The organism is Mycolicibacterium palauense, assembly GCF_002592005.1.
GTDB lineage: Bacteria > Actinomycetota > Actinomycetes > Mycobacteriales > Mycobacteriaceae > Mycobacterium > Mycobacterium palauense.
Genome location: NZ_NVQF01000012.1, coordinates 50,436 through 75,762, shown reverse-complemented (window position 1 = coordinate 75,762; position 25,327 = coordinate 50,436). Strand labels below are relative to the sequence as shown.

Annotated in this window: 21 protein-coding genes, 1 tRNA gene and 2 pseudogenes; 11 read left to right on the top strand and 13 right to left on the bottom strand. The window is 67.7% G+C overall.

Features of this window, described 5'->3' with window-relative positions; translation table 11 throughout:
- Nucleotides 1-183: 183 nt before the first annotated feature.
- The 6 genes from CSR00_RS07420 to CSR00_RS07400 all read right to left on the bottom strand — a co-directional run bounded on the left by CSR00_RS07420 (nucleotide 184) and on the right by CSR00_RS07400 (nucleotide 4,612).
- On the bottom strand, nucleotides 184-1,257 hold the full coding sequence (locus CSR00_RS07420; RefSeq protein WP_099021744.1) for an ABC transporter ATP-binding protein: 1,074 nt from the start codon (nucleotides 1,255-1,257) through the stop codon (nucleotides 184-186).
- Nucleotides 1,254-2,066, bottom strand: a complete 813-nt coding sequence (locus tag CSR00_RS07415; RefSeq protein ID WP_099021743.1) for an ABC transporter permease — start codon at nucleotides 2,064-2,066, stop codon at nucleotides 1,254-1,256. The genes CSR00_RS07420 and CSR00_RS07415 overlap by 4 nt, the downstream gene beginning before the upstream one ends.
- Before the next feature lie 24 nt (nucleotides 2,067-2,090).
- On the bottom strand, nucleotides 2,091-2,918 hold the full coding sequence (gene modA, locus CSR00_RS07410; protein ID WP_099021742.1) for a molybdate ABC transporter substrate-binding protein: 828 nt from the start codon (nucleotides 2,916-2,918) through the stop codon (nucleotides 2,091-2,093).
- A complete protein-coding gene (locus CSR00_RS07405) occupies nucleotides 2,918-3,307 on the bottom strand; it encodes a TOBE domain-containing protein (RefSeq protein WP_099021741.1) in 390 nt (129 codons plus the stop codon). The genes modA and CSR00_RS07405 overlap by 1 nt, the downstream gene beginning before the upstream one ends.
- Nucleotides 3,308-3,410: 103 nt before the next feature.
- Nucleotides 3,411-3,569, bottom strand: coding sequence for a hypothetical protein (locus tag CSR00_RS30600; protein ID WP_176561942.1), 159 nt, complete (start codon nucleotides 3,567-3,569; stop codon nucleotides 3,411-3,413).
- 206 nt (nucleotides 3,570-3,775) lie between these two features.
- A complete protein-coding gene (locus tag CSR00_RS07400; protein WP_099021740.1) occupies nucleotides 3,776-4,612 on the bottom strand; it encodes a mycofactocin-coupled SDR family oxidoreductase in 837 nt (278 codons plus the stop codon).
- A gap of 285 nt (nucleotides 4,613-4,897) precedes the next feature.
- On the opposite strand from CSR00_RS07400, the gene CSR00_RS07395 reads away from it, so the two are divergent.
- Complete coding sequence (locus CSR00_RS07395) at nucleotides 4,898-6,670, top strand: sigma-54-dependent Fis family transcriptional regulator (protein ID WP_099021739.1); 1,773 nt, start codon at nucleotides 4,898-4,900, stop codon at nucleotides 6,668-6,670.
- A 4-nt stretch (nucleotides 6,671-6,674) separates the two neighbouring features.
- Here CSR00_RS07395 and CSR00_RS07390 read toward each other — a convergent pair whose 3' ends face one another.
- The 5 genes from CSR00_RS07390 to CSR00_RS07370 form a co-directional block, all read right to left on the bottom strand.
- Complete coding sequence (locus CSR00_RS07390; RefSeq protein WP_141564308.1) at nucleotides 6,675-7,421, bottom strand: vWA domain-containing protein; 747 nt, start codon at nucleotides 7,419-7,421, stop codon at nucleotides 6,675-6,677.
- A gap of 233 nt (nucleotides 7,422-7,654) precedes the next feature.
- Nucleotides 7,655-8,554, bottom strand: coding sequence for an AAA family ATPase (locus CSR00_RS07385; RefSeq protein ID WP_099021737.1), 900 nt, complete (start codon nucleotides 8,552-8,554; stop codon nucleotides 7,655-7,657).
- 119 nt (nucleotides 8,555-8,673) lie between these two features.
- Nucleotides 8,674-9,282: a cysteine hydrolase family protein gene (locus CSR00_RS07380; protein ID WP_328514686.1), complete on the bottom strand. Its 609-nt coding sequence runs from the start codon at nucleotides 9,280-9,282 to the stop codon at nucleotides 8,674-8,676.
- A 72-nt stretch (nucleotides 9,283-9,354) separates the two neighbouring features.
- Nucleotides 9,355-9,672: a putative quinol monooxygenase gene (locus CSR00_RS07375; protein ID WP_099021735.1), complete on the bottom strand. Its 318-nt coding sequence runs from the start codon at nucleotides 9,670-9,672 to the stop codon at nucleotides 9,355-9,357.
- Nucleotides 9,673-9,720: 48 nt separating this feature from the next.
- The gene (locus CSR00_RS07370) at nucleotides 9,721-10,560 is read right to left on the bottom strand and encodes a mycofactocin-coupled SDR family oxidoreductase (RefSeq protein ID WP_099021734.1); all 840 of its coding nucleotides are present in this window, start codon (nucleotides 10,558-10,560) and stop codon (nucleotides 9,721-9,723) included.
- Nucleotides 10,561-11,115: 555 nt separating this feature from the next.
- Between CSR00_RS07370 and CSR00_RS07365 the strand changes: the two genes are divergently transcribed.
- From CSR00_RS07365 to CSR00_RS31205, 4 genes and pseudogenes are all read left to right on the top strand, one after another.
- The gene (locus CSR00_RS07365) at nucleotides 11,116-12,336 is read left to right on the top strand and encodes an APC family permease (protein ID WP_176561941.1); all 1,221 of its coding nucleotides are present in this window, start codon (nucleotides 11,116-11,118) and stop codon (nucleotides 12,334-12,336) included.
- Nucleotides 12,337-12,633: 297 nt separating this feature from the next.
- Entirely contained in the window at nucleotides 12,634-13,461 is an 828-nt protein-coding gene (locus CSR00_RS07360; RefSeq protein ID WP_218014439.1) for a class I SAM-dependent methyltransferase, read from the top strand.
- Nucleotides 13,462-13,583: 122 nt separating this feature from the next.
- Nucleotides 13,584-14,156: pseudogene (locus tag CSR00_RS31210) on the top strand (helix-turn-helix domain-containing protein); the annotation flags it as partial.
- 5 nt (nucleotides 14,157-14,161) lie between these two features.
- The gene (locus CSR00_RS31205; RefSeq protein ID WP_328514688.1) at nucleotides 14,162-14,776 is read left to right on the top strand and encodes an integrase core domain-containing protein; all 615 of its coding nucleotides are present in this window, start codon (nucleotides 14,162-14,164) and stop codon (nucleotides 14,774-14,776) included.
- Between the two features lie 47 nt (nucleotides 14,777-14,823).
- Here the strand turns inward: CSR00_RS31205 and CSR00_RS07350 are convergent.
- Nucleotides 14,824-14,896, bottom strand: a tRNA-Arg gene (locus CSR00_RS07350).
- 192 nt (nucleotides 14,897-15,088) lie between these two features.
- Between CSR00_RS07350 and CSR00_RS07345 the strand changes: the two genes are divergently transcribed.
- From CSR00_RS07345 to CSR00_RS07330, 4 genes are all read left to right on the top strand, one after another.
- Nucleotides 15,089-16,342: an alpha/beta hydrolase gene (locus CSR00_RS07345; RefSeq protein WP_099021769.1), complete on the top strand. Its 1,254-nt coding sequence runs from the start codon at nucleotides 15,089-15,091 to the stop codon at nucleotides 16,340-16,342.
- 215 nt (nucleotides 16,343-16,557) lie between these two features.
- Nucleotides 16,558-18,030: a wax ester/triacylglycerol synthase family O-acyltransferase gene (locus CSR00_RS07340; protein WP_099021731.1), complete on the top strand. Its 1,473-nt coding sequence runs from the start codon at nucleotides 16,558-16,560 to the stop codon at nucleotides 18,028-18,030.
- A complete protein-coding gene (locus CSR00_RS07335) occupies nucleotides 18,027-19,739 on the top strand; it encodes an HAD-IB family hydrolase/lysophospholipid acyltransferase family protein (RefSeq protein WP_245905882.1) in 1,713 nt (570 codons plus the stop codon). The genes CSR00_RS07340 and CSR00_RS07335 overlap by 4 nt, the downstream gene beginning before the upstream one ends.
- Nucleotides 19,736-22,096 carry a glycerol-3-phosphate 1-O-acyltransferase gene (locus CSR00_RS07330; protein ID WP_099021730.1) on the top strand — a complete coding sequence of 787 codons (2,361 nt, stop codon included), beginning with the start codon at nucleotides 19,736-19,738 and terminating at the stop codon, nucleotides 22,094-22,096. The genes CSR00_RS07335 and CSR00_RS07330 overlap by 4 nt, the downstream gene beginning before the upstream one ends.
- Nucleotides 22,097-22,108: 12 nt before the next feature.
- Here CSR00_RS07330 and CSR00_RS07325 read toward each other — a convergent pair whose 3' ends face one another.
- Nucleotides 22,109-22,501, bottom strand: a complete 393-nt coding sequence (locus tag CSR00_RS07325) for a hypothetical protein (protein WP_176561940.1) — start codon at nucleotides 22,499-22,501, stop codon at nucleotides 22,109-22,111.
- A 176-nt stretch (nucleotides 22,502-22,677) separates the two neighbouring features.
- On the opposite strand from CSR00_RS07325, the pseudogene CSR00_RS31620 reads away from it, so the two are divergent.
- Nucleotides 22,678-23,133, top strand: a pseudogene (locus CSR00_RS31620) (single-stranded DNA-binding protein); the annotation flags it as partial.
- A 474-nt stretch (nucleotides 23,134-23,607) separates the two neighbouring features.
- On the top strand, nucleotides 23,608-25,284 hold the full coding sequence (gene ettA, locus CSR00_RS07315; protein WP_099021728.1) for an energy-dependent translational throttle protein EttA: 1,677 nt from the start codon (nucleotides 23,608-23,610) through the stop codon (nucleotides 25,282-25,284).
- Nucleotides 25,285-25,327: the final 43 nt, after the last annotated feature.

Genomic DNA, 25,327 nt, shown 5'->3' with positions numbered 1-25,327 from the left:
TGAGCGTCATGGTGCTACAAAATCTTTCCGAATACTTACGCTTACGCGAATTCACCGGTGCGCCAGGAGCGGCCGGTGGCCTCCACGAGGTTGCCGGTATCGAACGCCGTGGTGTGGTTCGGCCAATCAGGTTGCGCACCCCACCATTCGGTGACCGACGGGTAGTCCCGCCGCGACGCGGGGTCAGCGGCCGTAGATATCGATCTCGTGGGCCTTGACCGATGCCCACACCGAATCGCCCGGCGCCAGAGCCAGCTCGGCGAACGCGGCCGCGGTGACGTCGGCGGTCAGCGGCACCGGGCCGTCGAGATCGCAGCGCACGGTAGTGCTGTACGGGGTTGCGGCAACCAGCCGGGCCGGCCACACGTTGCGGGGGCTGCCGTGCGGCGGCGCGGTGTAGAGCGACACGTGCTCGGGGCGGATGGCGGCATAGACCGGTCCGGACATCGACTGCGTCGAGGTGAGTTCGCCGCCGGAGTCCAGCCGGACGGTGGTGCCGACGGCGAAGCCCTCCAGCAGGGTCAATCCCATCAACCGCGCGACGTAGTCGGTCCGTGGCCGGCGGGCGATGTCATGTGCCGCACCGGTTTGCACCACGCCCCCGTTCTCGATCACGGCGACATCGTCGGCCAGCGCGATGGCGTCGATCGGATCATGGGAGACCACCACCGCCGGACCCGGGAACGCGGCGAGGTGGCGGTGCAGTTCGGACCGGATCGTCAGTCGGGTGCGCGCGTCGAGGGCGGACAGCGGTTCGTCGAGTAGCAGCAGCCGGGGTTCGCCGATGAGGGCACGCGCCAGGGCCGCGCGCTGGGCCTGGCCGCCGGACAGGGCGCCGGGTCGGCTGCGTGCGTGCTCGGCGATTCCCACCCGCTGCAGCCACTCGCGGGCCTGAGCCCGGGCCTGTGGCCGGCGCACGCCGCGGGACCGCAGGCCGAAGGCGACGTTGTCGAGCACCGAGAGGTGGGGGAAGAGCAGGTAGTCCTGGAACACCATGCCGACGGGCCGGCGGTGGGCCGGCAGGTGCTCTCCACTGTCGGCGTCGTCGAGCACGGTGGGGCCCAGGGTCACCCGGCCGCGCTGCGGCCTGAGCAGGCCGGCCAGTATCCGTAGCACCGTCGACTTGCCGGCGCCGTTGGGTCCCAGCAGGGCCAGTGTGCGCCCGGGGGAGACGTCGAAGCCGACGTCGAGTGCGAGTTCGCCCCGCTGCACGCCGATCTGTGCGTGCAGGCCCTCGTCGGTGGCGCCGGCGGTCATGCCCGGCTGATCCAGCGCTCGCGCAGCAGACCGAGCGTGGCCACCGACACCACCAGCAGCAGCACCGACAGCACGATCGCCGACTCGGGATTGTCCTGGAGCGCCAGGTAGACGGCCAGCGGCATCGTCTGGGTGGTGCCGGGGAAATTGCCGGCGAAGGTGATCGTGGCGCCGAACTCACCCAACGCGCGCGCCCAGCACAGGACGGCGCCGGCCGCCACCCCGGGCGCCACCATCGGCAGGGTGACCCGGCGAAACGTCGACCACCCGCCGGCGCCCAGAGTCGCTGCGGCGTCTTCGAAACGGGCGTCGGATGCCCGCAGCGCACCCTCGACGCTGATGATCAGGAAGGGCATCGCCACGAAGGCCTCGGCGATCACCACGGCGGTGGTGGTGAACGGCAGCGAAATGCCGAAGTGTTCGTAGAGCCAGCCGCCGAGGAGACCGCGCCGGCCGAGCACCAGGAACAGCGCCACCCCGCCGACGACGGGCGGCAGGACCAGCGGGACGGTCACCAGCGCCCGAAGGGCCGACCGCCCCGGCAGGTCGGACCGGGCCAGGATCCAGGCGATCGGGATGCCGAGCACCAGCGACACCACGGTCGCGGTGGTCGCGGTGGTCAGCGACAGCCGCAGCGCGGTGGCCACGTCCGGGGACGACAGCAACCGCCCCAGCTGTGACCAGGGGGTGCGTACCAGCAGGCCGACCATCGGCAGCACCAGAAACGCCGCACCGAGGACGGCCGGGATGAGCAGCGCGGCGGGGACACCGCCGGCGGGATTTCGCCGGTCGGGTCGACCACGTCGCATACCGCTGCCTGTTCTTCCGGGGGGTCAGGGGGCCGCCGGGGGCCGGAAGCCCGCGGCCCGCAGGGCGTCCTGCCCCTGCTGGGAGAGCACCAGGTCGACGAATGCCCGCGCGGCGGCCGGATGGGGCGATTCCTTGAGGACGGCGATCGGGTAGACGTTGACCGCCCGCGCGGACTCGGGGAACTCGATGGACTGGACGGCGTCGCCGGCGCTCTGGGCGTCGGTGGTGTAGACCAGCGCGGCGTCGACCTCGCCCAGCTCGACCTTGGTCAGGGCGGCGCGTACGTCCTCCTCGAGGGTGTCCACCGACGGGGTGATCCCGGCGGCCGCGAACACGGCCTCGGCGGCGGCGCCGCAGGGCACCTCGGGGGCGCACGTCGCCAGCGTCAGATCGGGGTCGGCGAAATCGGCCAGGCCGGTGATCTTGCCCGGATTGCCCGGGGGAACGGCGATCACCAGGACGTTCTCGGCGAAGGGGACGGGCTCCCCGGCGACCTCCCCGGTCGAGGTGACGGCCGCCATCTGCTTCTCGTTGGCCGAGGCGAACACGTCGGCCGGGGCGCCCTGGTTGATCTGGGTGGCCAGTGACGAGCTGCCGGCGAAATTGAACCTCACCTCGGTGCCGGGATGCTCGCTCATGAACCGGGCCCCGAGATCACCGAAGACGTCGGTGAGCGAGGCCGCGGCGAACACCGTCAGTGGACCGGTGATGTCGGCGGTTCCGGTTCCGCCGGAACGGGTTTGGTCAGTACTGCCGCTGCCGCTGCCGCTGCCGCCGCCGCAGCCGGCCACCCCGGCCAGCGCGACTGCCAGTGTCACGGTGGTGAGCAGTTTCAGCACAGTGCTTCGCATCAGGGCACCTCCACGATCACGTTGGTCGCCTTCACCTGGGCGGCGGCCCGGCTGCCGGGTTGCAGGTCGAGTTCGTCGGCGGCCTCGCGGGACATCAGCGAGACGATTCGGTAGGGGCCGCACTGCAGTTCCACCTGGGCCATGACGCCGTCCTTGACGACGCGGGTGACGATCCCGACGAGCCGGTTGCGTGCCGATTCCAGCCGCGCGGTGCCGGGCTCGGGCGCGCTGCGCAGTTCCGTGGCCAGCCGTGCCAGGTCGGCACCGTCGACCCGTGCGGGGCCGTCGTCGCCGGATACCGCGGCGATACGCCCGTTGTCGATCCACCGGCGGACGGTGTCGTCACTGACCCCCAGTACCGCCGCGGCCTCGCTGATCCGATAGCTCATGCCCACCCGCCGAGCCTATACCGTAGAAGCGGAAATTTTTAATGTGGATATCCGTATCTACGGAGATTTACGGGCTCGCAAGTCCCGGATGTGCGACCCGGCTTCACGGCCCGCCCGGTTCGCCGTAGCGCGCGACGCGGTCCTCGATGGCATCCGCGGCCACGCGTGCCAGCTCCCCGCGGCGACGGATCGCGGGGCCGTCGAGGGTGCCGAACACCGAGACCATCACGGTCATCGTCACCGCACCGTCGGGGTTGCGCACGGGTGCGGAGATGGTGGCGACGCTTGGCGACGTCCCGAATCGTAAGGGCCCAGGCTCGGTGAGCATGCGACCGCCACCAGCCGGGTGAGGCCGTTGTGTGAACAAACTGCGCGATAGCTCGAACCCGTTGACCGACAGGCAGGCTCGGAGGCATACCGGAAGGCCCGACCGTGCCACCCTTCGGCTTCGGTGCAGTGTCCTCGGCCTCAGGAGATCTGGCGAGCACCCAAGTCGATCAGTGCCGTTGTCCCGGTGACGAACCGCGAGTCGTCGGAAGCCAGGTAGAGCACCGTCTTGCTGACATCGGCGGGTGGCATCCACGGCACCGGCATTACATTGATTTGCTGCATGGCGGCCTCGAACTCCTCCTGTGTGGGGTTGTCCTTGTCGGGGACGAACACCGAGATCATCGAGTCGTTTTGCATCATGTCGGTCTGTACGAATGTCGGGTTGATGGTGTTGACCCGGATGAAGTGCGGGGCCAGCTCGACCGACAGCGCACGCATCAATCCGACGACGCCGTGCTTGGCGGCGGTGTAGTGCGCGAGGTTACCGGGCGGCGCCTTGACGCCGTAGAGCGAGCTGGTGATGATGATCGAGCCGCCGGCGCCGCGTTCGATCATCGGTTTGAGCGCCGGCTGGATGCTGAACCAGACTCCGCTGAGGTTGACATCGACCATATCGGTCCATTGTTTTGGCGTCATCGACAGCGCGTCGCCGAGGCCGGCAATTCCTGCATTCGCACAGACGATGTCGATGTGTCCGAACTGGTCGATTGCGTCGGCCACCAGAGTGTTCATCGAATCGGGGTTCCGCACGTCGCCCTCGCGGGCCAGGATCCGCCGGTCCAGCTCTTCGACCAGCTTCACGGTCTCGGACAGGTCGTCGGGCCTGGACATCGGGTACGGGACGGAGTCGATCTGTCCGACCAGGTCGACGGCGACGATATCGGCACCCTCGCGTGCCAGCGTCAGGGCGTGGGAACGACCCTGCCCCCGCGCCGCGCCGGTGATCAAGGCGACCTTGCCGTCCAGTTTGCCCATTGTGCGGCCTCCCTCTGCGTCTCGCCGCCCGCTGTGCGTGTCGCACCGCGTGACAGTTCTCAATTCCGTTGGCCCGCTTGTTGTTTACGTCGGCCAGGTGCCGCGTAACGTGCCACGACAACACATTAGGACGGGCGGACCCGGATGGACTGTTCATCTTTGACACATCCGGGTCATGGGCATACGCGGGCTCCGTACGGACGTCGCCGATTCGGCCTGAGGGTGGGGGCGCAGGAGTAGTGTGGCGAAGTGATTTAGCTAACAGCGTTGTTTAGGTTGTGTGATATGTCAGATTCGGCATTCGGGTCCCAGTCTCTGGTTTCTCCCCGCTCGGCGCGCAGGGCCCTCATCGAGGGTGCCGAACTGCCGTCGACGGTACCCGCGCTGATCCGCCGGTCCTGGCTGCGCAGCATCCAGGCCGGGGCGGGCATGGAGCGGATCACGGTGCCCTTCGACGCAGTCAGCGGCAGCGGCAGCCGACTGTTGGCCAACGCCGCCCCAGTACTCAGCCGGTTTGCGGAGGGGCTCATCGACACCCGGGTCAACGTCCTGCTCGCCGAACGCAATGGGCGCATCCTCGCACGCTGGGCGGGCAGTAGCGCGGCTCTGCGCTGGTTGGACCGGGCATCCATCGATACCGGTTTCGTCTTCTCCGAGGAGTTCGCCGGCACCAACGGCATCGGGACCGCGATCGAGGAGCTGAAACCGGTGCACATCCGGGCGGGTGAGCATTTCGCGGAGTCGCTCATCGAGCACGTCTGTGTCGGCGTTCCCATCCACAACCGCCGCAGTCGGCGCCTGGAGGGCGTGGTGGCCTTGTCGTGTCCGTCGGCCGACGCGAACAACCTGCTTGCGCCCACGGCGCTGAACCTCGCACACCAGATCGAGAGTGAGATCACCAACCACCTCTCTGAGGCCGATCAGATCGTGTTCGACGAGTTCTTGGCCAGTAGCAGGACCAGCTCGGCGCCCATCCTGGCGCTGAGTGAGCAATACATGGTGACCAACGCGGCCGCGGCCGAACTGGTCGACATCAGCGACCAAGCGTCGCTGTGGAATCAGGCGCTGGAGTCGCTGCGTACGCGTCGTGACAGCCTGGCCACCCTGATGCTCAGCAGCGGGCGTAGCATCGACGTCGCCTGCTCGCGCATCAGTGTCGGCTCGCGCACCGTCGGTGCCCTGATCACCATCGTTCCCCACGAGCCGGCGACGACGGCCAGGAACACCCCGAACGTTGCCGTGTCCAGCAGGCTGTCCACGGCGCAGACGCTGCTTGCCGAGGTCGATGGGGCACTGGCTGACTCGGTGCGGGCTGTGTCCATCACCGGGCTGCCCGGTACCGGAAAGTTGTTCCTGGCCCGTCAGGTCCACCAACGGCGCTACGGGGACTCGCCTCAGCTGGTGTATTCCGCCGGTTCGGCGGCAACCGAGGGTGACGCATCGTGGCTGCGGCGCCTGGGGGAACTAGTCGCCGAACCGCATGCGTCGATCGTGGTCACCAGTGTCGATCTGCTTGCTGCGCAGACCGTGCGCGCCGCTGTGGAACTGCTTAAGTCGGCTCCGTCACCGAGACTCGTTGTGCTGACCCACGGACCTGCTGCCGACCCGGAGCTGCTCGCCGAACTGAGCAGGGTCAGCCAGGCCTGGATCCGGGTGCCCGAACTTCGGCTGCGCCGCGACGAGATCCAGGCGATCGCGCAGGGCATCCTGACCGAACAGGACCGACCCGCCCGCATCACCCAGCGCGCGACGGCGGCGTTGATGGCCTATTCGTGGCCCGGCAACATCAGAGAGCTGCGCACAGAGATACTTGCGGCGTCTCACCGGTCGTCCGGCGAGATCACCACCGACAGTCTCAGCGAGCACATTCGCAGCGCTGCCCACGGGTGGCGCTCGCTGACCCGACTCGAGACCGTGGAGCGCGACGCCATTTTAGAGGTGCTTGAGGCCAACAACGGCAACAAGATCAAGGCTGCGGCGGCGCTGGGGGTGTCCCGCTCGACCCTGTACCGCCGGCTGCGTGAGTTCGGGATCGAACCCAGGCGCACGGTGATCTGACTTTCTAGAGGTTCAACACCCGCGCCAACGCAGGGCCCACGTCGCGGTGGGTGGCGATCGGTGCCACCATGCCGCGCGTCTGGCGCGCCAGTCCCTGCGCCAGCATGGGGTCCACCTCGCCGGAAGTCTGCAGCAGGACGCTGAGTGATGGGAACTGCCGTGCGACCGCGCGGGGATCAGGTCCCGCATTGTGCACACAGTCCGACAGCAGGATGCCGACTCGTCGCTCGGCGTTGGCTCGGGCCAACTCGGCGGCTCCCACTGTCAGCGCGAAATGCACATTGGTCAACCCGCGTGCGGGTATTCGTAGCATCCGGTCCACCACAGTCGCGGCCGACACCGGCGCGTCGATGGGACACAGCACGGCAGCGTCCGACCAGAACGCCACCACGCCGAAGGCGTCCAACTGATCACGCATCCACAGGGACAGACCAATGATGGTGCTGGCCGCCGTCTTCCATTTGTCGCCCTCCATGGACCCCGAGAGGTCGACCATCACCACCGCGGCCATCGGGGCGTGGCGGCGACGCCGTACCACCACGTCACGGTTCGAAAATGGTTGGTGTTGAAGGTATGCCGCAATGGTCTCGTCGATGTCGACGTCGTCGTCGCCGGGGCGGTAGGGCAGTCGCACCATGCGTCCCCGGCGTCGTGAGGTGCTCTGGCCGAGGTGCTGGCGTACCCGAAGCGACAGTCCGATTCGGCGCGCGAATTCGGCGATCTCGGGGCTGTAGTGGCGCTCAGAAAGCACATCGGCGAGGTCGCGTCGTGACGCCTGTTCGCCGGCGACATACTGTGTTCCGCTCCCGCGGCCTGAAGGTCTCCGTGCCGCAGACGTTTCGGGAGCAAAGCCGCCGGCTGCCGCGGAGCTGTCCGTGAACAGCGATGGCGTCTCGGTCAGTTCCTTGGGTTTGGGCCGTCGAGCCTTGCCACCGGGTTCCCGGAAAACGTGAATCGCCGACTGCTCCACCAGCGCGGGCGGGATCAGGCTGGCGGAACCCTGGTTTCGGTCAAAAAAAAACGGTTCTCCCAAATCTCCCGTAGCACATCCTCGACGGAGCGCTCGCTGAGTTCGATCAACGACACTCGTGCTGACAGCGCCACCAGCATGGCGTCGAACATCAGATCGCGGTATTCCACATCGTCCCAGATGCCGGCGAGTTCGCCGGCGATCCCCACAATGGCGATTGCGCCCCGCACCGAGGAACCACGCCGGATGTCGGGGTGCGCGCGGGTGGCCCGTGTCAACGCCACGGCATCCTCTATCAGACTGGGATCCGCACTGCCCGTGGCGATTTGGACGATCCTTCGCTCGTCGTCCTCCTTCTGGTAGTTGAGGAAGATTCGGCACCAGCGATCATAGACCGAGTCCGAGATCCGTGCGGTGCCGACGTCGTCGAGTGGGTTCATTGACGCAACGATGCGAAAAGACGGTTTAGCGCAGAACACGCCGACCCGGGGAATGTGCACCCGTCGATCGGTCATCGCGGTCAGCAGCACGTTGAGTGTGTCTTCGGGCGCACGGTTGAGTTCCTCGATGTAGAGCACGCCACCGTCCTCCATCGCCGCGACCAGCGGTCCGGGCACGAACGCGGACGTCACGTAGCCGTCGCGCATCACCCTGGCCGGATCGTGATACCCGAGCAGTTTGGCCGGAGTGAGCTCCGAGGTGCCCTCCACCATCGCAAACGGTGTGTCGTCGAACTCGGCAACTGCGCGGACCAACGTGGACTTTCCCGTGCCCGGGGGGCCTTCCAGCATCACATCACCTCCGGCCCGGAAGGCTGCGTACACCAGCGCCGCCTCGTGCCCGCGACCGACGACAGTACGCGATACCCGTTCGTGAAAGGCGGCATAGGAGTTGGTGGCGGGATCAGACGGCATCGGGCCTCCGGCGGGTCGGACGGCGTCCGAACGCACATCGGGGCGGATGCACGGCGGGCGGGGGGAAGCCACCGTCGCACCCGCCCCGATGGGCAGATTTGGACGCCTCGGGGGAATTGTTATTTCACCGCCGCGACGAATTCGTCGGCGGTTGTCACTTTGGCGAACATCGGGAAATTGAACTTGACCGCGTTGTCGAGTTCCTCCATGGAGCTGGCGCCCATCGCGTCCGCGAGGGCATACACCGTGTAACCGCCCTCGTATGCTGAGCGCATGGTGCCTTCGCAGCAGCAGTTCGCCAGGAACCCGCCCACTACGAGGTTCTCGATCTTGCGGCTGCGCAGGATGAAGTCGAGGTTGCTGCTGGCGAACGCGTCCAAGCCGCTCTTGCCTTCGATCACGATGTCCTCACCGACCGGGGCGAGCTCCTCCACGATCTGAGAACCCCACTCCCCGCGCAGCAGGGCGTTGTGCTCAACGACCCCACCGAGGATGCCGTAGGGATCCGAGCCCAGCTCTGGGTAGCCCTTGGAGAAAGAGATCGGTGCGTGCATGACGGTCAGCCCGGCGGTGCGCGCGGCCTGCAGCGCTGCCCGTGCGTGCTCGACCATGTTCACCGTCTCGATGACCGCTTGCGTGGAGGGGTAGAACGCCCCTCCCTCGGACATGAAGTCGTTCTGGCACTCGATCAGCAGTAGCGCGGAGTTCGCCGGTAGGAGCTTGTCCATCATCTCACCTCGTTCTTCGGGTTGGTTTCGGTCTCGGTTGCGGGTCCACGGCCTTGTGGGTGGCGCATCGTGTTACAGCACACCCTGTTTAGAGGTTCCGGCGGGTACCGGGCTCAGCTGCTGGATATCGATATCCTTGGCCAACTTGCCCTCCAGCTGCTCGGGCAGCGCCTTGAACGGCTCGGCGTCGAAGTGCGCGCGCAGGCTGGCCAGGTCGTCCCACTTCTCGATCATGATCAGTTGGTCGTCGTTGGCGTGCAGTGCGTATAACTGGCACCCCGCCTCGTTCTCGTGGACGGCGGCCTGGGTCTTGTTGAGGACCTCGATGACATCGGCACGGCATTCAGGTTTCGGGAAAATATGCGCGACGACGACGACTGTTTCCGACATGCTGGGCTCTCCTTGTGACTGATGGCGGTGGTGGGGGCTCGGTATCACTCAGCCGACGTTGCTGGCATTCCAGCCGGCAGCGATCGACAGTGTCTCCCCGGTGATGTAGCGGGCCTCGTCGGAGGCGTAGAACAGCATCCCGGCGGAGATGTCTTCCGGCTGTACCCATGGCACCGGTATCGCGTTTAGAGAGGTATAGGCAGGGATGACGTCTTCGCGGGTGGGATTGTCCACGTCGGGCGCGAAAATCTGATACATCGACTTGTTGCCGTGGATCATCAGAGTGTCGACATTGGTCGGGCAGATGGCATTGACCGTGACCCCGTAGTCGGCGAGCTCCAAAGCCGCCGACTTCACCAGGCCGATGACGCCCCACTTTGCCGCGACGTAGTGCGCGAGTAAGCCCACCGGAGTGCGCCCCACCATGGATGAGGTTGCGATGATGCGCCCGTAGCGCCGCTCCATCATGTGCGGCGCCACCGCGCGGATCGACTTGAACACGCCACCGAGATCGATGTCGATCATCTCGTCCCACTGATCATCGGTGATGTCGACCAGCGGAACTGGTGAGCACACGCCGGCGTTGGCGACTAGGATGTCGATCTTGCCGAATTGCTCCAGCGCCGTCGATACCACGGCGGTGAGCTGGGCGGTGTCCCGCACGTCGGCCTGCATGCCCAGCGCGCGGCGGTCTTCCTCCTCGACCAGCTTGACCGTTTCGTCGAGATCGGCCTGGGTCGGCATGACACACGGGACGCTCTCGATCTCGGCGAGGGCGTCGCAGACGACGATGTCGGCGCCTTCGCGGGCGAAGGTTAGCGCGTGCGAGCGGCCCTGGCCGCGCGCACCGCCGGTGATGAGGGCGACCTTCCCATCGAGCTTTCCCATTGCGTTCTCCTTAGTGCGTTACGTCCGGACTGACCGCCGACTGCGTGGCAAATGTACGGCTCGCAGAACAGCGGATACTGTCTGTTTCTGACACAGTTCGCCCGCCGGGCGCCTTGTCGTTCGCAGGCTGCGGGGAGGGCGCTCCGGCGCAGTTCACAGAGGATCGACAGCGGTCACTGACCGACACGGGAGGATCCGCGAGAACGCTGGAGCGTGCTACATCGAAACACCGAGGAGGTGCACCATGGCCTGGAGAAGTCACCACGCCGAACTGTGCGCAACCTGCCACCGACGCCCCCGAGTCACCGATTCCGTGCTGTGCGTCGTATGCGGATATCCGACCATGGAAGCGTCACTCGCCCACCTGGAGATGCGGGCCGGGATGGCCCTGGTCACCTCGCTCGCCCGCAGCGCTCGGTGAGTGAACCGGGGCCACCGGGCAAGACCGCCGAGGAAGGCCGCTAGGGGTACGCAGCTCCCGTAGGTCGCCGACCCGCGAGGCGGGATGGCGTGAAACCATGGGGCCGTGCGTGCCCCCGCCTGCCCGATCCGCCCGTGACGGGCAGCCCTGGGGGCAGTGCCCGGCTGAACCGCACTCTCGGCCTGCCCACGCTCGCCCTCTACGGGCTCGGCAACATCCTCGGCGCGGGCATCTATGTGCTCATCGGGAAGGTCGCGGGTTTCGCCGGAACGAGCACGGCGCTGGCCTTCCTCATCGCGATGGTCGTCGCCTCGGTCACCGCGTTGTCCTATATGGAGCTGGCCGGTCGCTTCCCGGTCAGTGCCAGCGTCTCGATCTACCTGCACCAGGCGTTCGGAAAGCGTTGGCTCTCAACCGCGGTCGGCTTGACGATGGTCGGCGGCGGCGTCGCATCGGCGGCGGCGCTGGCGCAGGGCTTCGCGGGCTATCTGGATTCGTTGGTCTCGGTTCCGACCATCGTGGGCAGCGTGGGGCTGCTGGTGGTACTCGGCGCGGTCGCGATCAAGGGCATCGGTGAGTCGGCGACCATGGCCGCGCTGCTGACCGGGCTGGAGGTGCTCGGGCTGCTGCTGGTGATCTGGTTCGGTCGGAGGGCGTTTGCGCATCTCGATGTCGGTGCCGTGTTCACGATCGACCCGGCCGTCGGCCTCGGCGGCGTCCTGGCCGGCGCGTTTCTGGCCTTCTACGCGTTCATCGGGTTCGAGGACATGGTCAACGTCGCCGAGGAAGCCAGGAATCCCCGCCGGACCATGCCGCTGGCCATCCTGATCGCGCTGCTCGCCTCGACCGTGCTGTATCTGCTCGTCATCGTGGTCTCGACGACTCTGGTGCCCCCGGCCGAACTCGCCGGCAGCGAGGCACCGCTTACGCTGGTGTTCGAACGCAGCGGAGCCGGTCATGGAGTCGTCCTGAGCCTCATCGGCATGGTCGCCGCCACCAACGGCGTCATCGTGCAGATCATCATGGGCTCGCGGATCCTCTACGGTTTGGCCAAACAGGGCTGGATCCACGGGAGGTTCGCGCGCGTGCACCGGTCCTTCCGGACACCGGTCACCGCCACGCTCGTCGTGCTGGCGGCCATGATCGCCGGCACCGTGGTGCTGCCCCTGGTGTCGCTGGCCCAGCTCACCAGCCTGCTGGTGCTCACGATCTTCACCCTGGTCAACGCGTCGTTGATCGTGATCAAGCGGCGCCACCGCGAGCACGGCGGGTTCATCGACGTCCCGATGGCGGTGCCCTACCTCGGTGTGGTGCTCTGCCTGGGGACGGTCGTGTTCCAGATGTTCAACTGGTGACGGCGGGTGCGCGTGCCGGTCCCGGTCACGGCCCAGAAACACAGGGACGGCTGACCGCCATATCCGGCGCACGCCGGACCGTGCCCAGCCGCGGGAAATGCGCGGCTCGGCCAACGGGCGTTCGACGTGGGATGCCAATGGCGGATAGGGCCGTTACCGTGGACGGCAGTCGCTGAGGTGCGCACGTTTCTTGACGGCTTCGGTTGGTGACGTTTGTATGTCGCGCGCAGCAGGGATGCACCCAGGTGTCAGCAGAGCTGGCAGTGTTGACCTCGACGGTCGTGCCAGCCGGACGCGCTGTGGGGAAGGGGCGAGACGATCGCGACCGATTGGCCCGGCAGCTCGGACGGTGGCCCGTTCGCAGGGACCGCCTGGTACTACGCACGTTACCGGCCAGGTTATCCGCCGGCCTTCGTCGAAGACCTCGTTCAGCGACTGGACCTTGATGGCTCCGGTCGCCTCCTCGATCTGGGCTGCGGGACTGGTCAACTGACGTTCCTCCTGGCAGCCCACGTCGCCGAAGCCGTTGGTGTTGATCCCGAACCCGAGATGCTCGCCGAAGCCGACCGGCATGCACGCGAACGGGCCATTGCCAATGTGAGCTGGAAGCAGGGCGACTCAGCAGATCTTCCGGGCGACCTCGGTCGGTTCGGGCTGGTAACAATGGGTCGCTCCTTTCATTGGATGGACCGTGGGCAGGTGCTCGCTGCTCTCGATGGGATGGTCGACGACGACGGCAGTCTGGTCATCGCCAACGACAGCTGCCTCGTCCGGCCGGCTACGCCATGGCAGGAGGCCATCGAGGAGGTCCAGCGCCGATTCCTGCCGCCGGATCAACGACGTGGGCCGACGCCGAACGCCGTCACTCACCCGACACACGAGCAGGTATTGGCCGAGTCGACGTTTCGTTGGGTGCGGCGCCAGGTCTACGAGTTCCTACGCCCGTGGACCATCGGAGACGCCATCGGCTACCTCTACTCAACATCGCTGCCACTTCGTCGGCTGCTGGGTGACCGGCAGGCCGCCTTCGAAGGCGCCGTCACGGACGCTCTGCTCGCGATCGACACCACCGGACAGTTCACCGAGCCGGTTGCCTTGGAGGTTCTGATCGCTACCAGGTGCTAGGGCCTCACACGGCCGTGGAGTTGATGCCCCCGGCAGCGCCCCCGGCAGTGTCTGATTTCAGGACATAGTTGGCAGTTGTCCCGGGACATAGTTGACACCTCGTTGCACCGGGGAGGTCGGCCATGTCCAAGGCCCAGCTCGTCATCGCCGCCGTCGTGGTGGAAGGACGCAGCAAAAGCGAAGTCGCCCGCGACTACGACGTCTCCCGCTACTGGGTCCAGCAACTGGTCAAACGCTACGAGACCGAGGGCCCCGCAGCGTTCGAGCCACGCTCACGAAAACCTCATCACCATCCCAACGCCGTCGACCACGACGTCGAAGAAAAGATCGTCCTGCTGCGCAAGACGCTGACCAAAGCCGACTACGACGCCGGCGCGGCCACCATCGCCGAACACCTCAACCGCGACCCCGACATACCGAAAGCACCTGCTGTATCAACGATCTGGCGCGTATTGTCCCGACGCGGCTTCGTCACACCCCAACCCCACAAAAGGCCCCGCTCCTCGTGGATACGCTTTGAAGCCGAACAACCCAACCAACGCTGGCAAGCCGACGTCACCCACTGGCACACCGCCGACGGCACCACCGTGGAGATCCTCGACATCATCGACGACCACTCCCGGGTGGCCATCGCCAGCCACGCCCGCACCATCACCACCGGCCCCGACGTCGTGGACACCTTCCTGGCCGCGATCGCCACCTGGGGAACCCCAGCGGGCCTGCTCACCGACAACGGCGCCATCTTCACCGCCCGACAACGCGGCCACGGCCGCACCACCCTGGGATCATCCTGGGCGAGCTCGGCATCCGCTACGACCACTGCCGCCCCTATCACCCGCAGACCTGCGGCAAGGTCGAACGCTTCCACCAGACCCACAAGAGATACCTGCGCGCCCAACCCCCCGCAGAAACCCTGGCCGACCTACAAACCCAGCTCGACACCTTCACCGGCTACTACAACACCAAACGACCCCACCGCGCCCTGCGCCGACGCACTCCACAACAGGCCTACGACAGCCGACCCAAGGCGATCCCCACCGGCTACCAGATCCCCCCGCACTACCGCGTGCGCACCGACCGTATCGACAAAGGCGGCTCGATCACCATCCGCTACAACAGCCGGCTACACCACATCGGACTGTCCAAACACCTGCGTGGAACCAAAGTCACGGTACTGATCAACGACCTCGACATCCGCGTCATCCACCATGACACCGGACACCTGATCCGCAAACTCACCCTCGACGCCACCCGCGACTACCAACCACGCGGCGTAAAACCCGGAAACTCCCCCACAAACAGACCCCAGGTGTAAACAATGTCCCGGGACACCTGTCAACGGTGTCCCGGGACATCACACAGCGCCCCCGGCAGGGATCGAACCTGCGACCAACCGCTTAGAAGGCGGGCGCTCTATCCGCTGAGCTACGGGGGCAACGCGCAGGTCAGTTTAACGAAGACCCTCGGGACGCCCGGTCCGACCGTGCCACGCGCGGGCCGCGAAATCGGCGAAGCCGGAATCTGGATTCGTTAAAGTGTGACCGGCGGCACAGCCGGGTACCCGGCGGCCGCCTCGCGCCGGGCGACGAAGATCCGCGCGAACGACCTGCAAGGAGTGGCAACGCCGATGAGCCTGGCCGCCGACACCGCGTTGCGATACCTGGGTGTGGGGGCCCGGTGGGGCCGGCAGGTCGCCGCGGACCCGGCCGCGTTCTCGCGGGCCGCGGGCCTGCTGCTGCGCGGATCCCCGCGCCTGGCCGCCTGGGTGCTGGGGTGGGCCACCACCGAGTTCCCGCTGCAGGTACTGGCCGGCCACGCGCTGGGCACCGTGGGTGCTCCGCCGCTGGACCGGCTGGTCAGCGGGCTGGCCGCGCAGCGTTCGGCGGAGGTGCTCGACACCGCGTTGCGGGAGGTCTTCGGCCGGCAGTACCTCGACGGTGTGCACCATCCGCTGGCCCCGGACCCGTCGCTGCGCCTGCCCGCCTCCAGGCTGATCGACGCCACCCGGCAGCGGCGCCGCTACACGGCCGAGACTACCAACATCGCCTACGGGCCCGCCGGACGCGATCACCTGCTCGACATCTGGCGGCGACCGGGCCTGCCCGAGGCGCACCGCGCCCCGGTGCTGCTGCAGATCCCCGGGGGAGCCTGGGCGATCAGCGAGAAGCGCGGCCAGGCCTACCCGTTGATGAACCGGATGGCCGAGCTGGGCTGGATCTGCGTGACCATCAACTACAGCCGCAGCCCGTTCGCTCCGTGGCCGCAGCATCTGATCGACGTCAAGCGGGCCGTCGCCTGGGTACGCCGCCATATCACCGAGTTCGGCGGCGATCCCGACTTCATCGCCGTCACCGGCGGGTCGGCCGGCGCGCACCTGGGGTCACTGGCCGCGCTCACCGCCGGTGATCGCCGGTTGCAGCCGGGATTCGAGACCGCCGACACCAGCGTTCAGGCCGTCGTCCCGCACTACGGCGTCTACGACCTCACCGACACCGACAACATGCACGACCTGATGATGCCGTTCCTCGAGCAGTTCGTGCTGCGGGCGCGGCTGGCCGACAGCCGCGACATCTACGAGGCGGCCTCGCCGATCACCCACGTGCACCGCGACGCGCCGCCCTTCCTGGTGCTGCACGGCCGGGACGACGCGGTGATCCCGAGCCGGCAGGCGGAGTCCTTCGTCGCCGCCCTGCGCCGGGCGGGCGCGTCGACGATCGGCCACGCCGAGCTGCCCAACGCCCACCACGCCTTCGACACGATGGCCACGGTGCGGTCCCAGACCGTCGCCGAGGGGGTGGCCCGGTTCCTGGGAACGGTCTACGGCCGATACGCCGGGATGTGCCTGGACGGGACCCAGCTGCACACCAGCTCGGCCAGCTGAGCGGGGCAGGCTGCGGTCAATTGCCGGGTGTGCCATCTCTTTTCGGAGCACACCGGGGTGCCGTTGCGGGGCATCCCGGGCGACGCGCCCCAGATCCGGACAATCGGCTCCCGCCCGGGTGCGCGCAGACTAGCGTATTTGGGGCGACGACGGGTCACACGGGACCAGACGGGAAAGGGCGGCGGTGACGTGCGGGATGCGGGGCGGTGTCAGCGGTGACTGAGCCGGGTGTTTCCACCTCGCCCGACGAACTGGGCGCGGTCGATCAGCTGCTACACCGCGGCGAGGCCAATCCACGGACCCGCTCGGGCGTCATGGCGCTGGAACTGCTGGACAGCACCCCGGACTGGGAGACCTACCGGACCAACTTCGAGAACGCCTCGCGCGCCATCCGCCGGCTGCGGCAGAAGGTCGTCATGCCGACACTGCCGACCGCGGCTCCGCGCTGGGTCGTCGATCCCGACTTCAACCTCGATTTTCACGTGCGTCGGGTGCGGGTACCCGAGCCCGCCACGCTGCGTCAGGTACTCGACCTTGCCGAGGTCACGCTGCAGTCGCCGCTGGACATCAGCCGGCCCCTGTGGAGCGCCACGCTGATCGAGGGTCTGCCGGGGGGGCGTTCGGCGCAGCTGCTGCATCTGAGCCACGCCGTCACCGACGGTGTCGGGGGAGTGGAGATGTTCGCCCAGCTCTACGACCTGGAGCGCGAACCGGACCCGCGGCCCACGCCGCCGCTCCCCATCCCGGAGGACCTGTCGGCCAACGACCTGATGCGCCAGGGCCTCAACCACCTTCCGGCTTCGCTGCTCGGTGGGGTGCGCGGCGCGGTGGTGGGCGCTGTCGGGGCGGCGGGCAAGGTGTTCGGCAACCCCGCAGGGGCGTTCAGCGGTGTCCTCGGATACGCCCAGTCGGGCGCCCGGGTGATGCGCCGGGCCGCCGAACCCTCGCCGTTGCTGATGCGGCGCAGCCTGTCCTCGCGCACCGAGGCGGTCGACATGAAACTGTCGGATCTGCACCGCGCGGCCAAGGCGGCCGGCGGGTCGATCAACGACGCCTATCTGGCCGGGGTCAGTGCCGCCCTGCGGCTCTACCACGAGGCGCTCGGCGTGCCGATCGCGACGCTGCCGATGGCGGTGCCGGTGAATCTGCGTCACGATTCCGACCCCGCGGGGGGAAACCGGTTCGCCGGGGTGAATCTGGCCGCGCCGATCGGTACCGCGGACCCGGCCAAACGCATCAAGAAGATTCGATCGCAGATGACGCACCGGCGTGACGAGGCCGCCCTCGACGTCATCGGGGCGGTGGCGCCGATCCTGTCGCTGCTGCCCGACGCGGTCCTGGAGGCCATGACGGGGTCGGTGATCGGCTCCGACGTGCAGGCCAGCAACGTTCCGGTCTATCAGGGGGACACCTTCATTGCGGGTTCGAAAGTGTTGCGGCAGTATGGTATTGGTCCACTACCGGGTATCGCGATGATGGTGGTGCTGGTGTCCCGCGGCGGCTGGTGCACCGTCAGCGCCCGCTACGACCGGGCCTCGGTGACCGACGAGGAACTCTTCGCGCGATGCCTCAAGGCCGGGTTCGACGAGGTGCTGGCGCTGGCCGGCGCCCCAGCCCCGACGGCCGTGCCCGCGGCCTGTTGTCCCGCCGATGTCGGGAGGCCCGATCCGGAAGGGGTGCAGGTATGACCGAGCCACGCGACATGCGCCTGCCCGGGTCGGTCGCCGAAGTCAAGGCCAGTGCGCCCGGGCCGCACATCGGCGCGTTCTTCGACCTGGACGGAACGCTGGTGGCCGGGTTCACCGGGGTGATTCTGACCCAGGAGCAGTTCCTGAGCCGCCAGCTGGGTATCGGCGACTTCATCGGCATGATCCAGGCGGGTCTGAACCATCGACTGGGCCGTTCGGAGTTCGAGGACCTGATCACCGCGGCGTCGCGGGCGATGCGCGGCCGCGCGCTGACCGACCTCGACGAGATGGGCGAGCGGCTGTTCCGCCAGAAGATCGAGTCCCGCATCTACCCGGAGATGCGCGAACTCGTGCGCGCCCACATGGAACAGGGCCACACGGTGTGCCTGAGCTCGTCGGCACTGACCATCCAGGTCGAACCGGTGGCCCGATTCCTCGGAATCCCCAACATGCTGACCAACCGGTTCGAGATCGACGAGAACGGTGTCCTGACCGGCGGTGTGCTCAAACCGCTGCTGTGGGGGCCGGGCAAGGCCAACGCGGTGCAGAAGTTCGCCGCCGACAACGACGTCGACCTCAGGCAGAGCTACTTCTACGCCGACGGCGACGAGGACGTCGCCCTGATGTACCTGGTCGGCAATCCGCGTCCCACCAACCCCGAGGGCAAGATGGCCGCCGTTGCCCGCCAACGCGGTTGGCCCGTCACACGGTTCACCAGCCGGGGCGGCACCGGTCTGACCGGGGCGGTGCGCACGCTGGTCGGGGTGGGCTCGATGTTCCCGATCGCCGCCGGAGCCGTCGGGTGGGGTCTGCTGACCCGTAACCGCCGCCGCGGCATCAACTTCTTCACCGGCAACTGGGGGCCCGCACTGTTGGCCGCCAGTGGGGTCAATCTCAACGTGATCGGGCGCGAGAACCTCACCGCGCAACGGCCGGCGGTGTTCATCTTCAACCACCGCAACAATTTCGACCCGGTGATCACCAGCGCGTTGGTGCGGCACAACTTCACCGGGGTGGGCAAGAAGGAGCTGGAGAGCGACCCGGTGGTCGGGACGCTGGGCAAGCTGATGGACGCGGTGTTCATCGACCGCGACGACACCACCGCGGCGGTGGAATCGCTGCACCGGGTGGAAGACCTCGCCCGCAAGGGCCTGTCCATCGTCATGGCCCCCGAGGGCACCCGGCTGGACACCGTGGAGGTCGGCCCGTTCAAGAAGGGGCCCTTCCGCCTCGCGATGGCCGCCGGAATCCCGATCGTCCCGGTCGTCATCCGCAACGCGGAGGTGATCGCCGCGCGCGACTCGTCGATGATGAACCCGGGCACCGTGGACGTCGCGGTGTTCCCGCCGATCTCGGTCGGGGACTGGAGCGTCGAGGATCTCAACGAGCGCATCGCCGGAATCCGGCAGCTCTATCTGGACACGTTGAAGGACTGGCCGGTCGAGGAGCTGCCCGCACTGGAACCCTACCTGCGGCCGGCCAAGAAGGCTCCCGCGAAGAAGGCGGCGGCTAAGAAGGCGGCGGCTAAGAAGACGGCGGCTAAGAAGACGGCCGCCAAGAAGACGGCCGCCAAGAAAACGGCCGCCAAGAAAACGGCAGAGGCGCCGTCCCCACCGGCGCCGGCCGAGAACACCGGGTCCGTCGCGCCGGCAGACGAGGATGGCGCGCCCCAGATTCTCGACCACGGAGAGATCAGGGGCGGGTCATGACCAAGGCAGCCGACCGGTCCGACGAGCTGCCCTGCTTCGACACCTCCGACGACGCGCTGGTACTGGCCTCGGTGTCCTCACCGGCCGAACTCGACCTGCTCAACGCCTGGCTGTCCCGGCAGCGCCGCGAGCATCCCGAGGGCCGCATCGAGGTGCTGCAACTCCCGGTCGACGGGCAGGAACCGCCACCGGGGGTGGTGGCTCAGCTGGTCGAGGGCCTGGCGGCCGGCGACGACCGAAACGTGGTGCCGGTGCGGGTGTTCTGGGTGCCGGCGGGTCTGCCGACCCGGGTCAAGGTCGTGGGACTGCTCTCGGGCCGCGACACCTATCGACCGCCGGAGCTGATCCAGCGCCGCATCCTGCGGCGGGATCCCACCCGCGCCGCGGTGGTGACCGGTGAGCCTGCCACGGTGGCAGAACTGCGCAAGCAGTGGCACGAGACGACCGTCGCGGACAACCCGCGGGATTTCGCCCGGTTCGTGCTGCGCCGCGCGAGCCTGGCGGTCGAGCGCATCGAGTATCGGCTGCTGGGACCCGAGTACAAGTCGCCGCGCCTGATCAAACCGGAGATGCTGGCCTCCAGCAGATTCCGGGAAGGCCTGGAGCGTATCCCCGGTGCCACGGTCGAGGCGGCCGGCGAGATTCTCGATGAGTTGGCCACCGGGTGGAGCCGGTTCTCCGTGGACCTCATCCCGACGTTCTCCCGGTTCATCTACAGCCGCGGCTTCGATCCCAACATCGACTACGACGAGGATCAGGTCGACGCGATGCGCCGGGCGCTGGAGGCCCACCCGGCGGTGATGCTGTGGTCACACCGTTCCAACCTGGACAGCGCGGTGCTGACCGTGGCCCTGCAGGAGAACAGGTTGCCGCGGGCGCATCTGTTCGCCGGCATCAACATGTCGTTCGGTTTCATGGGTCCGCTGCTGCGGCGGTCCGGGGTGATCTTCATCCGCCGCAACATCGGCGACGACGCGCTCTACAAGTACTCGCTCAAGGAGTACGTGGGCTACCTGGTTGCCAAACGGTTCAACCTGAGCTGGTCCATCGAGGGCACCCGGTCGCGGACGGGAAAGATGTTGCCGCCCAAGCTCGGTCTGCTCAGCTACGTGGCCGACGCCTACCTCGACGGCCGCAGCGACGACATCCTGCTGCAGCCGGTGTCGATCAGCTTCGACCAACTGCACGAGACCGCCGAGTACGCCGACTACGCCAAGGGCGGGGAGAAGGCGCCCGAGGGCTTCAGTTGGCTCTACAACTTCATCAAGGCCCAGGGCGAACGCAATTTCGGCAAGATCTACGTCCGGTTTCCCGCGGCGGTGTCGATGGCGGAGTATCTCGGGGCCCCGCACAGCGCGATCGCCCAGGACGGCGACGCCAAGAAGCTGGCCCTGCAGAAGATGGCCTTCGAGGTGGCCTGGCGCATCCTGCAGGCCACCCCCATCAACGCCACCGCGTTGGTGTCGGCGCTGTTGCTGAGCGCCCAGGGCGTGGCCTTGACCGTCAATCAGGTTCACCACACCGTGCAGGATTCACTGGACTATCTGCAGCGCAGGGACACTCCGATGACCGAGAGCATGGTGCGGCTGCGCACGCCGGAGGGGGTGCGGGCCGCGCTGGACGCGCTCTCGGGCGGACACCCGGTCACCCGGATCGACGGCGGGCGCGAACCGGTGTGGCGGATCGCGCCCGAGAACGAGCACGAGGCGGCGTTCTACCGCAACTCGCTGATCCATGCGTTCCTGGAGACCTCGATCGTCGAGCTGGCGCTGGCCTACGCGGCGCGGGCCGACGGTGACCGGTTGGAGGCGTTCTGGGAGCAGGCTTTCCGGCTGCGACACCTGCTGAAGTTCGATTTCTACTTCGCCGATTCCGCGGCGTTCCGCGAGCATCTGGAAACCGAGATGTCCGACCACCCCGACTGGGAATCCCGGGTGGCCGAGGGCGCCGCACAGATCAACGTGCTGCTGCGCGAGAAACATCCGTTGATGTCGTTTGCGATGCTGCGGCCGTTCTTCGAGGCCTACGAGATCGTGGCCGACGTACTGTGCGACGCGCCCACCGAGGTCAGCCTGAATGACCTCACCACCCTCGCGCTGGGGATCGGCCGCCAGTACGCCGCCCAGACCAGGGTCAACAGCAACGAAGCGGTGTCGGCTCTGCTGTTCGCCACCGCCCGGCAGGTGGCCGTGGACCAACATCTGATGGAGCCCGCCGCCGACCTGGCCGAGCGGCGCAGGGCCTTCCTGGCGGAGTTGCGCGGCATCGTCGGCGATATGCGCCTGATCAACGATCTCGCCCGCGAGCAGTTCATGATCCGCGACGGCGCGCTGCGCCACCCGGCGGCGTCCAGCTGACCGGCGCGCGGGCTACAGCGGAACGACGGTCTCCCGATTCAGCGCCCGCCATGAGCGGCGGATCAGCGCGGCCGAGCGGGCGCCGGCCGAGGTGAGGTTGCGGCGTAGCGCGGAGCGGGCCAGCCGCTCGACGGTCACCAGATCGGAGACCACGTAGCCGTCGGAGGCGCGGTCCCACAGCCCGGACAGGCAGAGCTCCAGGGCGGCCATGGTCGCCACCCGCGGCGGTGCCACGTCGTCGAGGACGGGGTCGGGCACGAAGGCCGGGAACGGGCTCTCGGCGGTGCGGACGAGGGCACGAACGTGCACCTCCAGCGCCATGGGGGAAATCTCCGGCATCTGCTCGCGGTCGCGAAGCTGCTCACGCACCCGTGCGACCTCGGCGAAGACGACTTTGTCTCGCATACGGCGAGCATATTGAAGCCGGACCCGTAACACAAAATTTACACACCGGCGGGTTCTCCACAGTCGCGCCGCTGTCCACAGCACCGGTGTGTGGCAGGCCCGGTCCCCGCTCGGACGTCGCCCGCCTGCTGCTCAATGGGCTCACGCATCCGCACTGTGTACGAGAGGAAACACCCATGTTCGAGACACCCTTGACCGTCGTCGGCCGGATCATCACCGACCCCACCCTGCGCCATGTCGGCGACCAGCAGGTCGTGCGGTTCCGGATGGCCAGCAACACCCGCCGTCGCCTGCCCGACGGCAACTGGGAAGCGGGGACGTCGCTGTACCTGACGGTCAGCTGCTGGAGCAGGCTGGCCTCGGGCGTGGCCGGTCATCTGACCAAGGGCGATCCCGTGGTGGTCGCCGGTGTCGCGCACACCAGCGAATACGTCGATCGCGAAGGCCTGCCGCGCAGCTCGCTGGAACTGCGGGCCAGCGCGGTCGGGCCCGACCTGGGCCGCTGCACCGCCCAGGTCAGCAGGCCCGCCCGCTCCGCGGCCGAGGACGGTGCGGCCGCCGACGCCGGTCCGGTGCCCGGCGGTGACGCCACCGATGTCGCCACGGACGACCCCACCGACGTTGCCACGGACGTCACCACCGACGCCGCCACCGATCCGTTCATCCCCGCCGTCGCCGTCGGCGATGAACGTGGGGACGAGCCCGGACCCGTCCGCGACGCCGGCAGGGCCCACAACGGCCCCGACGACCCCGGGGACCCCGCGGACGAAGGGCTGCCGCTGTCGGCCTGACGGGCTGGCCTGCCGCCGGCCGGGCCACCGGTCCGCTCGGCGGCAGGCCCGGTTCCCCGCCCCGCCGGCCGCCGAGTCGGCCGGCCGGGGAGTGATATCACCGGCGATGTCACTTCGGCGGGGGTGACATGTCCGTTCCCGCGCGCCGGTTCGGGGTCGGGCCGGGCCGGCGGAAGTGATATCACCGGCGATGTCATGGCCGGTGGGGTGCGCGATCGGGACGGGTTGCGATACGGCTGATAGCTCGCGGTTTGGCGACCCGCCTAGGATGGTCGGCGAGCACCAACCTGTCGACCAGAAAGGCGCGACTCCGGCATGGCCGAATTCATCTACTCGATGCGGAAGGTCCGCAAGGCACACGGCGACAAGGTCATCCTTGACGACGTCAGCCTGAACTTCCTGCCCGGAGCCAAGATCGGCGTGGTCGGTCCCAACGGTGCCGGTAAGTCGAGTGTGCTGCGCATCATGGCCGGGCTGGACCAGGCCAACAACGGCGACGCGTTCCTAGCCACCGGCGCCACCGTGGGCATTCTCCAGCAGGAGCCCCCGCTCAACGAGGACAAGACCGTACGCGGCAACGTCGAGGAGGGCCTGGGCGAGATCAAGGTCAAGCTCGACCGCTTCAACGAGGTCGCCGAGCTGATGGCCACCGACTACTCCGACGAGCTCATGGAGGAAATGGGCCGGCTGCAGGAGGATCTCGACCACGCCGACGCCTGGGACCTGGACTCCCAGCTCGAGCAGGCCATGGACGCGCTGCGTTGCCCGCCGCCCGACGAGCCCGTCAGCCACCTGTCCGGCGGCGAGCGACGCCGGGTGGCGCTGTGCAAGCTGCTGCTGTCCAAACCCGACCTGCTGCTGCTCGACGAGCCGACCAACCACCTCGACGCGGAGAGCGTGCAGTGGCTCGAACAGCACCTCGCCGAGTACAAGGGCGCCATCCTGGCCGTCACCCACGACCGCTACTTCCTCGACAACGTCGCCGAGTGGATCCTCGAGCTCGACCGCGGCCGTGCCTACCCCTACGAGGGCAACTACTCGACCTACCTGGAGAAGAAGGCCGAGCGCCTCGAAGTCCAGGGCAAGAAGGACCAGAAGCTGCAGAAGCGCCTCAAGGACGAGCTGGCGTGGGTGCGCTCCGGCGCGAAGGCCCGCCAGGCCAAGAGCAAGGCCCGGCTGCAGCGCTACGAGGAGATGGCGGCCGAGGCCGAGAAGACGCGCAAGCTCGACTTCGAGGAGATCCAGATCCCCACCGGCCCCCGGCTGGGCAACCTGGTGGTCGAGGTCGAACACCTCGACAAGGGCTTCAACGGCCGTCCGCTGATCAAGGACCTGTCGTTCACCCTGCCGCGCAACGGCATCGTCGGGGTGATCGGCCCCAATGGTGTCGGCAAGTCGACCCTGTTCAAGACCATCGTCGGTCTGGAGCAGCCCGACAGCGGGACCGTGCGCATCGGCGACACCGTCAAGCTCAGCTACGTCGACCAGAACCGCGCCGGTATCGACCCGAAGAAGAACGTCTGGGAGGTCGTCTCCGACGGCTTGGACTACATCGAGGTCGGGCAGAGCGAGGTGCCCTCGCGGGCGTACGTGTCGGCGTTCGGCTTCAAGGGCCCCGACCAGCAGAAACCGGCGGGTGTCCTGTCCGGTGGTGAGCGCAACCGACTCAACCTGGCGCTGACCCTCAAACAGGGCGGCAACCTGATCCTGCTCGACGAGCCCACCAACGACCTCGACGTGGAGACGCTCGGTTCGCTGGAGAACGCGCTGGAACAGTTCCCCGGCTGTGCGGTGGTGATCTCCCACGACCGCTGGTTCCTGGACCGCACCTGCACGCACATCCTGGCCTGGGAAGGCGACGACGACAACGAGGCCAAGTGGTTCTGGTTCGAGGGCAACTTCGGTGCCTACGAGGAGAACAAGGTCGAACGGCTCGGCGCCGACGCCGCCCGCCCGCACCGGGTGACACACCGCAGGCTCACCCGCGACTGAGTCCGGCCGGACGGGGCGCTCGGCGGTCCGCCGGCAACATATC

Bases quoted from the DNA above. Each gene is read 5' to 3' on its own strand.
- CSR00_RS07335 (WP_245905882.1), top strand. From the start codon at position 18,027: ATGACCGAGCCACGCGACATGCGCCTGCCCGGGTCGGTCGCCGAAGTC.
- CSR00_RS07395 (WP_099021739.1), top strand. From the start codon at position 4,898: ATGTCAGATTCGGCATTCGGGTCCCAGTCTCTGGTTTCTCCCCGCTCG.
- CSR00_RS07400 (WP_099021740.1), bottom strand. From the start codon at position 4,612: ATGGGCAAACTGGACGGCAAGGTCGCCTTGATCACCGGCGCGGCGCGG.
- CSR00_RS07330 (WP_099021730.1), top strand. From the start codon at position 19,736: ATGACCAAGGCAGCCGACCGGTCCGACGAGCTGCCCTGCTTCGACACC.
- CSR00_RS07370 (WP_099021734.1), bottom strand. From the start codon at position 10,560: ATGGGAAAGCTCGATGGGAAGGTCGCCCTCATCACCGGCGGTGCGCGC.
- CSR00_RS07420 (WP_099021744.1), bottom strand. From the start codon at position 1,257: ATGACCGCCGGCGCCACCGACGAGGGCCTGCACGCACAGATCGGCGTG.
- CSR00_RS07385 (WP_099021737.1), bottom strand. From the start codon at position 8,554: ATGCCGTCTGATCCCGCCACCAACTCCTATGCCGCCTTTCACGAACGG.
- ettA (WP_099021728.1), top strand. From the start codon at position 23,608: ATGGCCGAATTCATCTACTCGATGCGGAAGGTCCGCAAGGCACACGGC.
- CSR00_RS07345 (WP_099021769.1), top strand. From the start codon at position 15,089: ATGAGCCTGGCCGCCGACACCGCGTTGCGATACCTGGGTGTGGGGGCC.
- CSR00_RS07325 (WP_176561940.1), bottom strand. From the start codon at position 22,501: ATGCGAGACAAAGTCGTCTTCGCCGAGGTCGCACGGGTGCGTGAGCAG.
- CSR00_RS07405 (WP_099021741.1), bottom strand. From the start codon at position 3,307: ATGAGCTATCGGATCAGCGAGGCCGCGGCGGTACTGGGGGTCAGTGAC.
- CSR00_RS07380 (WP_328514686.1), bottom strand. From the start codon at position 9,282: ATGGACAAGCTCCTACCGGCGAACTCCGCGCTACTGCTGATCGAGTGC.
- CSR00_RS07415 (WP_099021743.1), bottom strand. From the start codon at position 2,066: ATGCGACGTGGTCGACCCGACCGGCGAAATCCCGCCGGCGGTGTCCCC.
- modA (WP_099021742.1), bottom strand. From the start codon at position 2,918: ATGCGAAGCACTGTGCTGAAACTGCTCACCACCGTGACACTGGCAGTC.
- CSR00_RS07375 (WP_099021735.1), bottom strand. From the start codon at position 9,672: ATGTCGGAAACAGTCGTCGTCGTCGCGCATATTTTCCCGAAACCTGAA.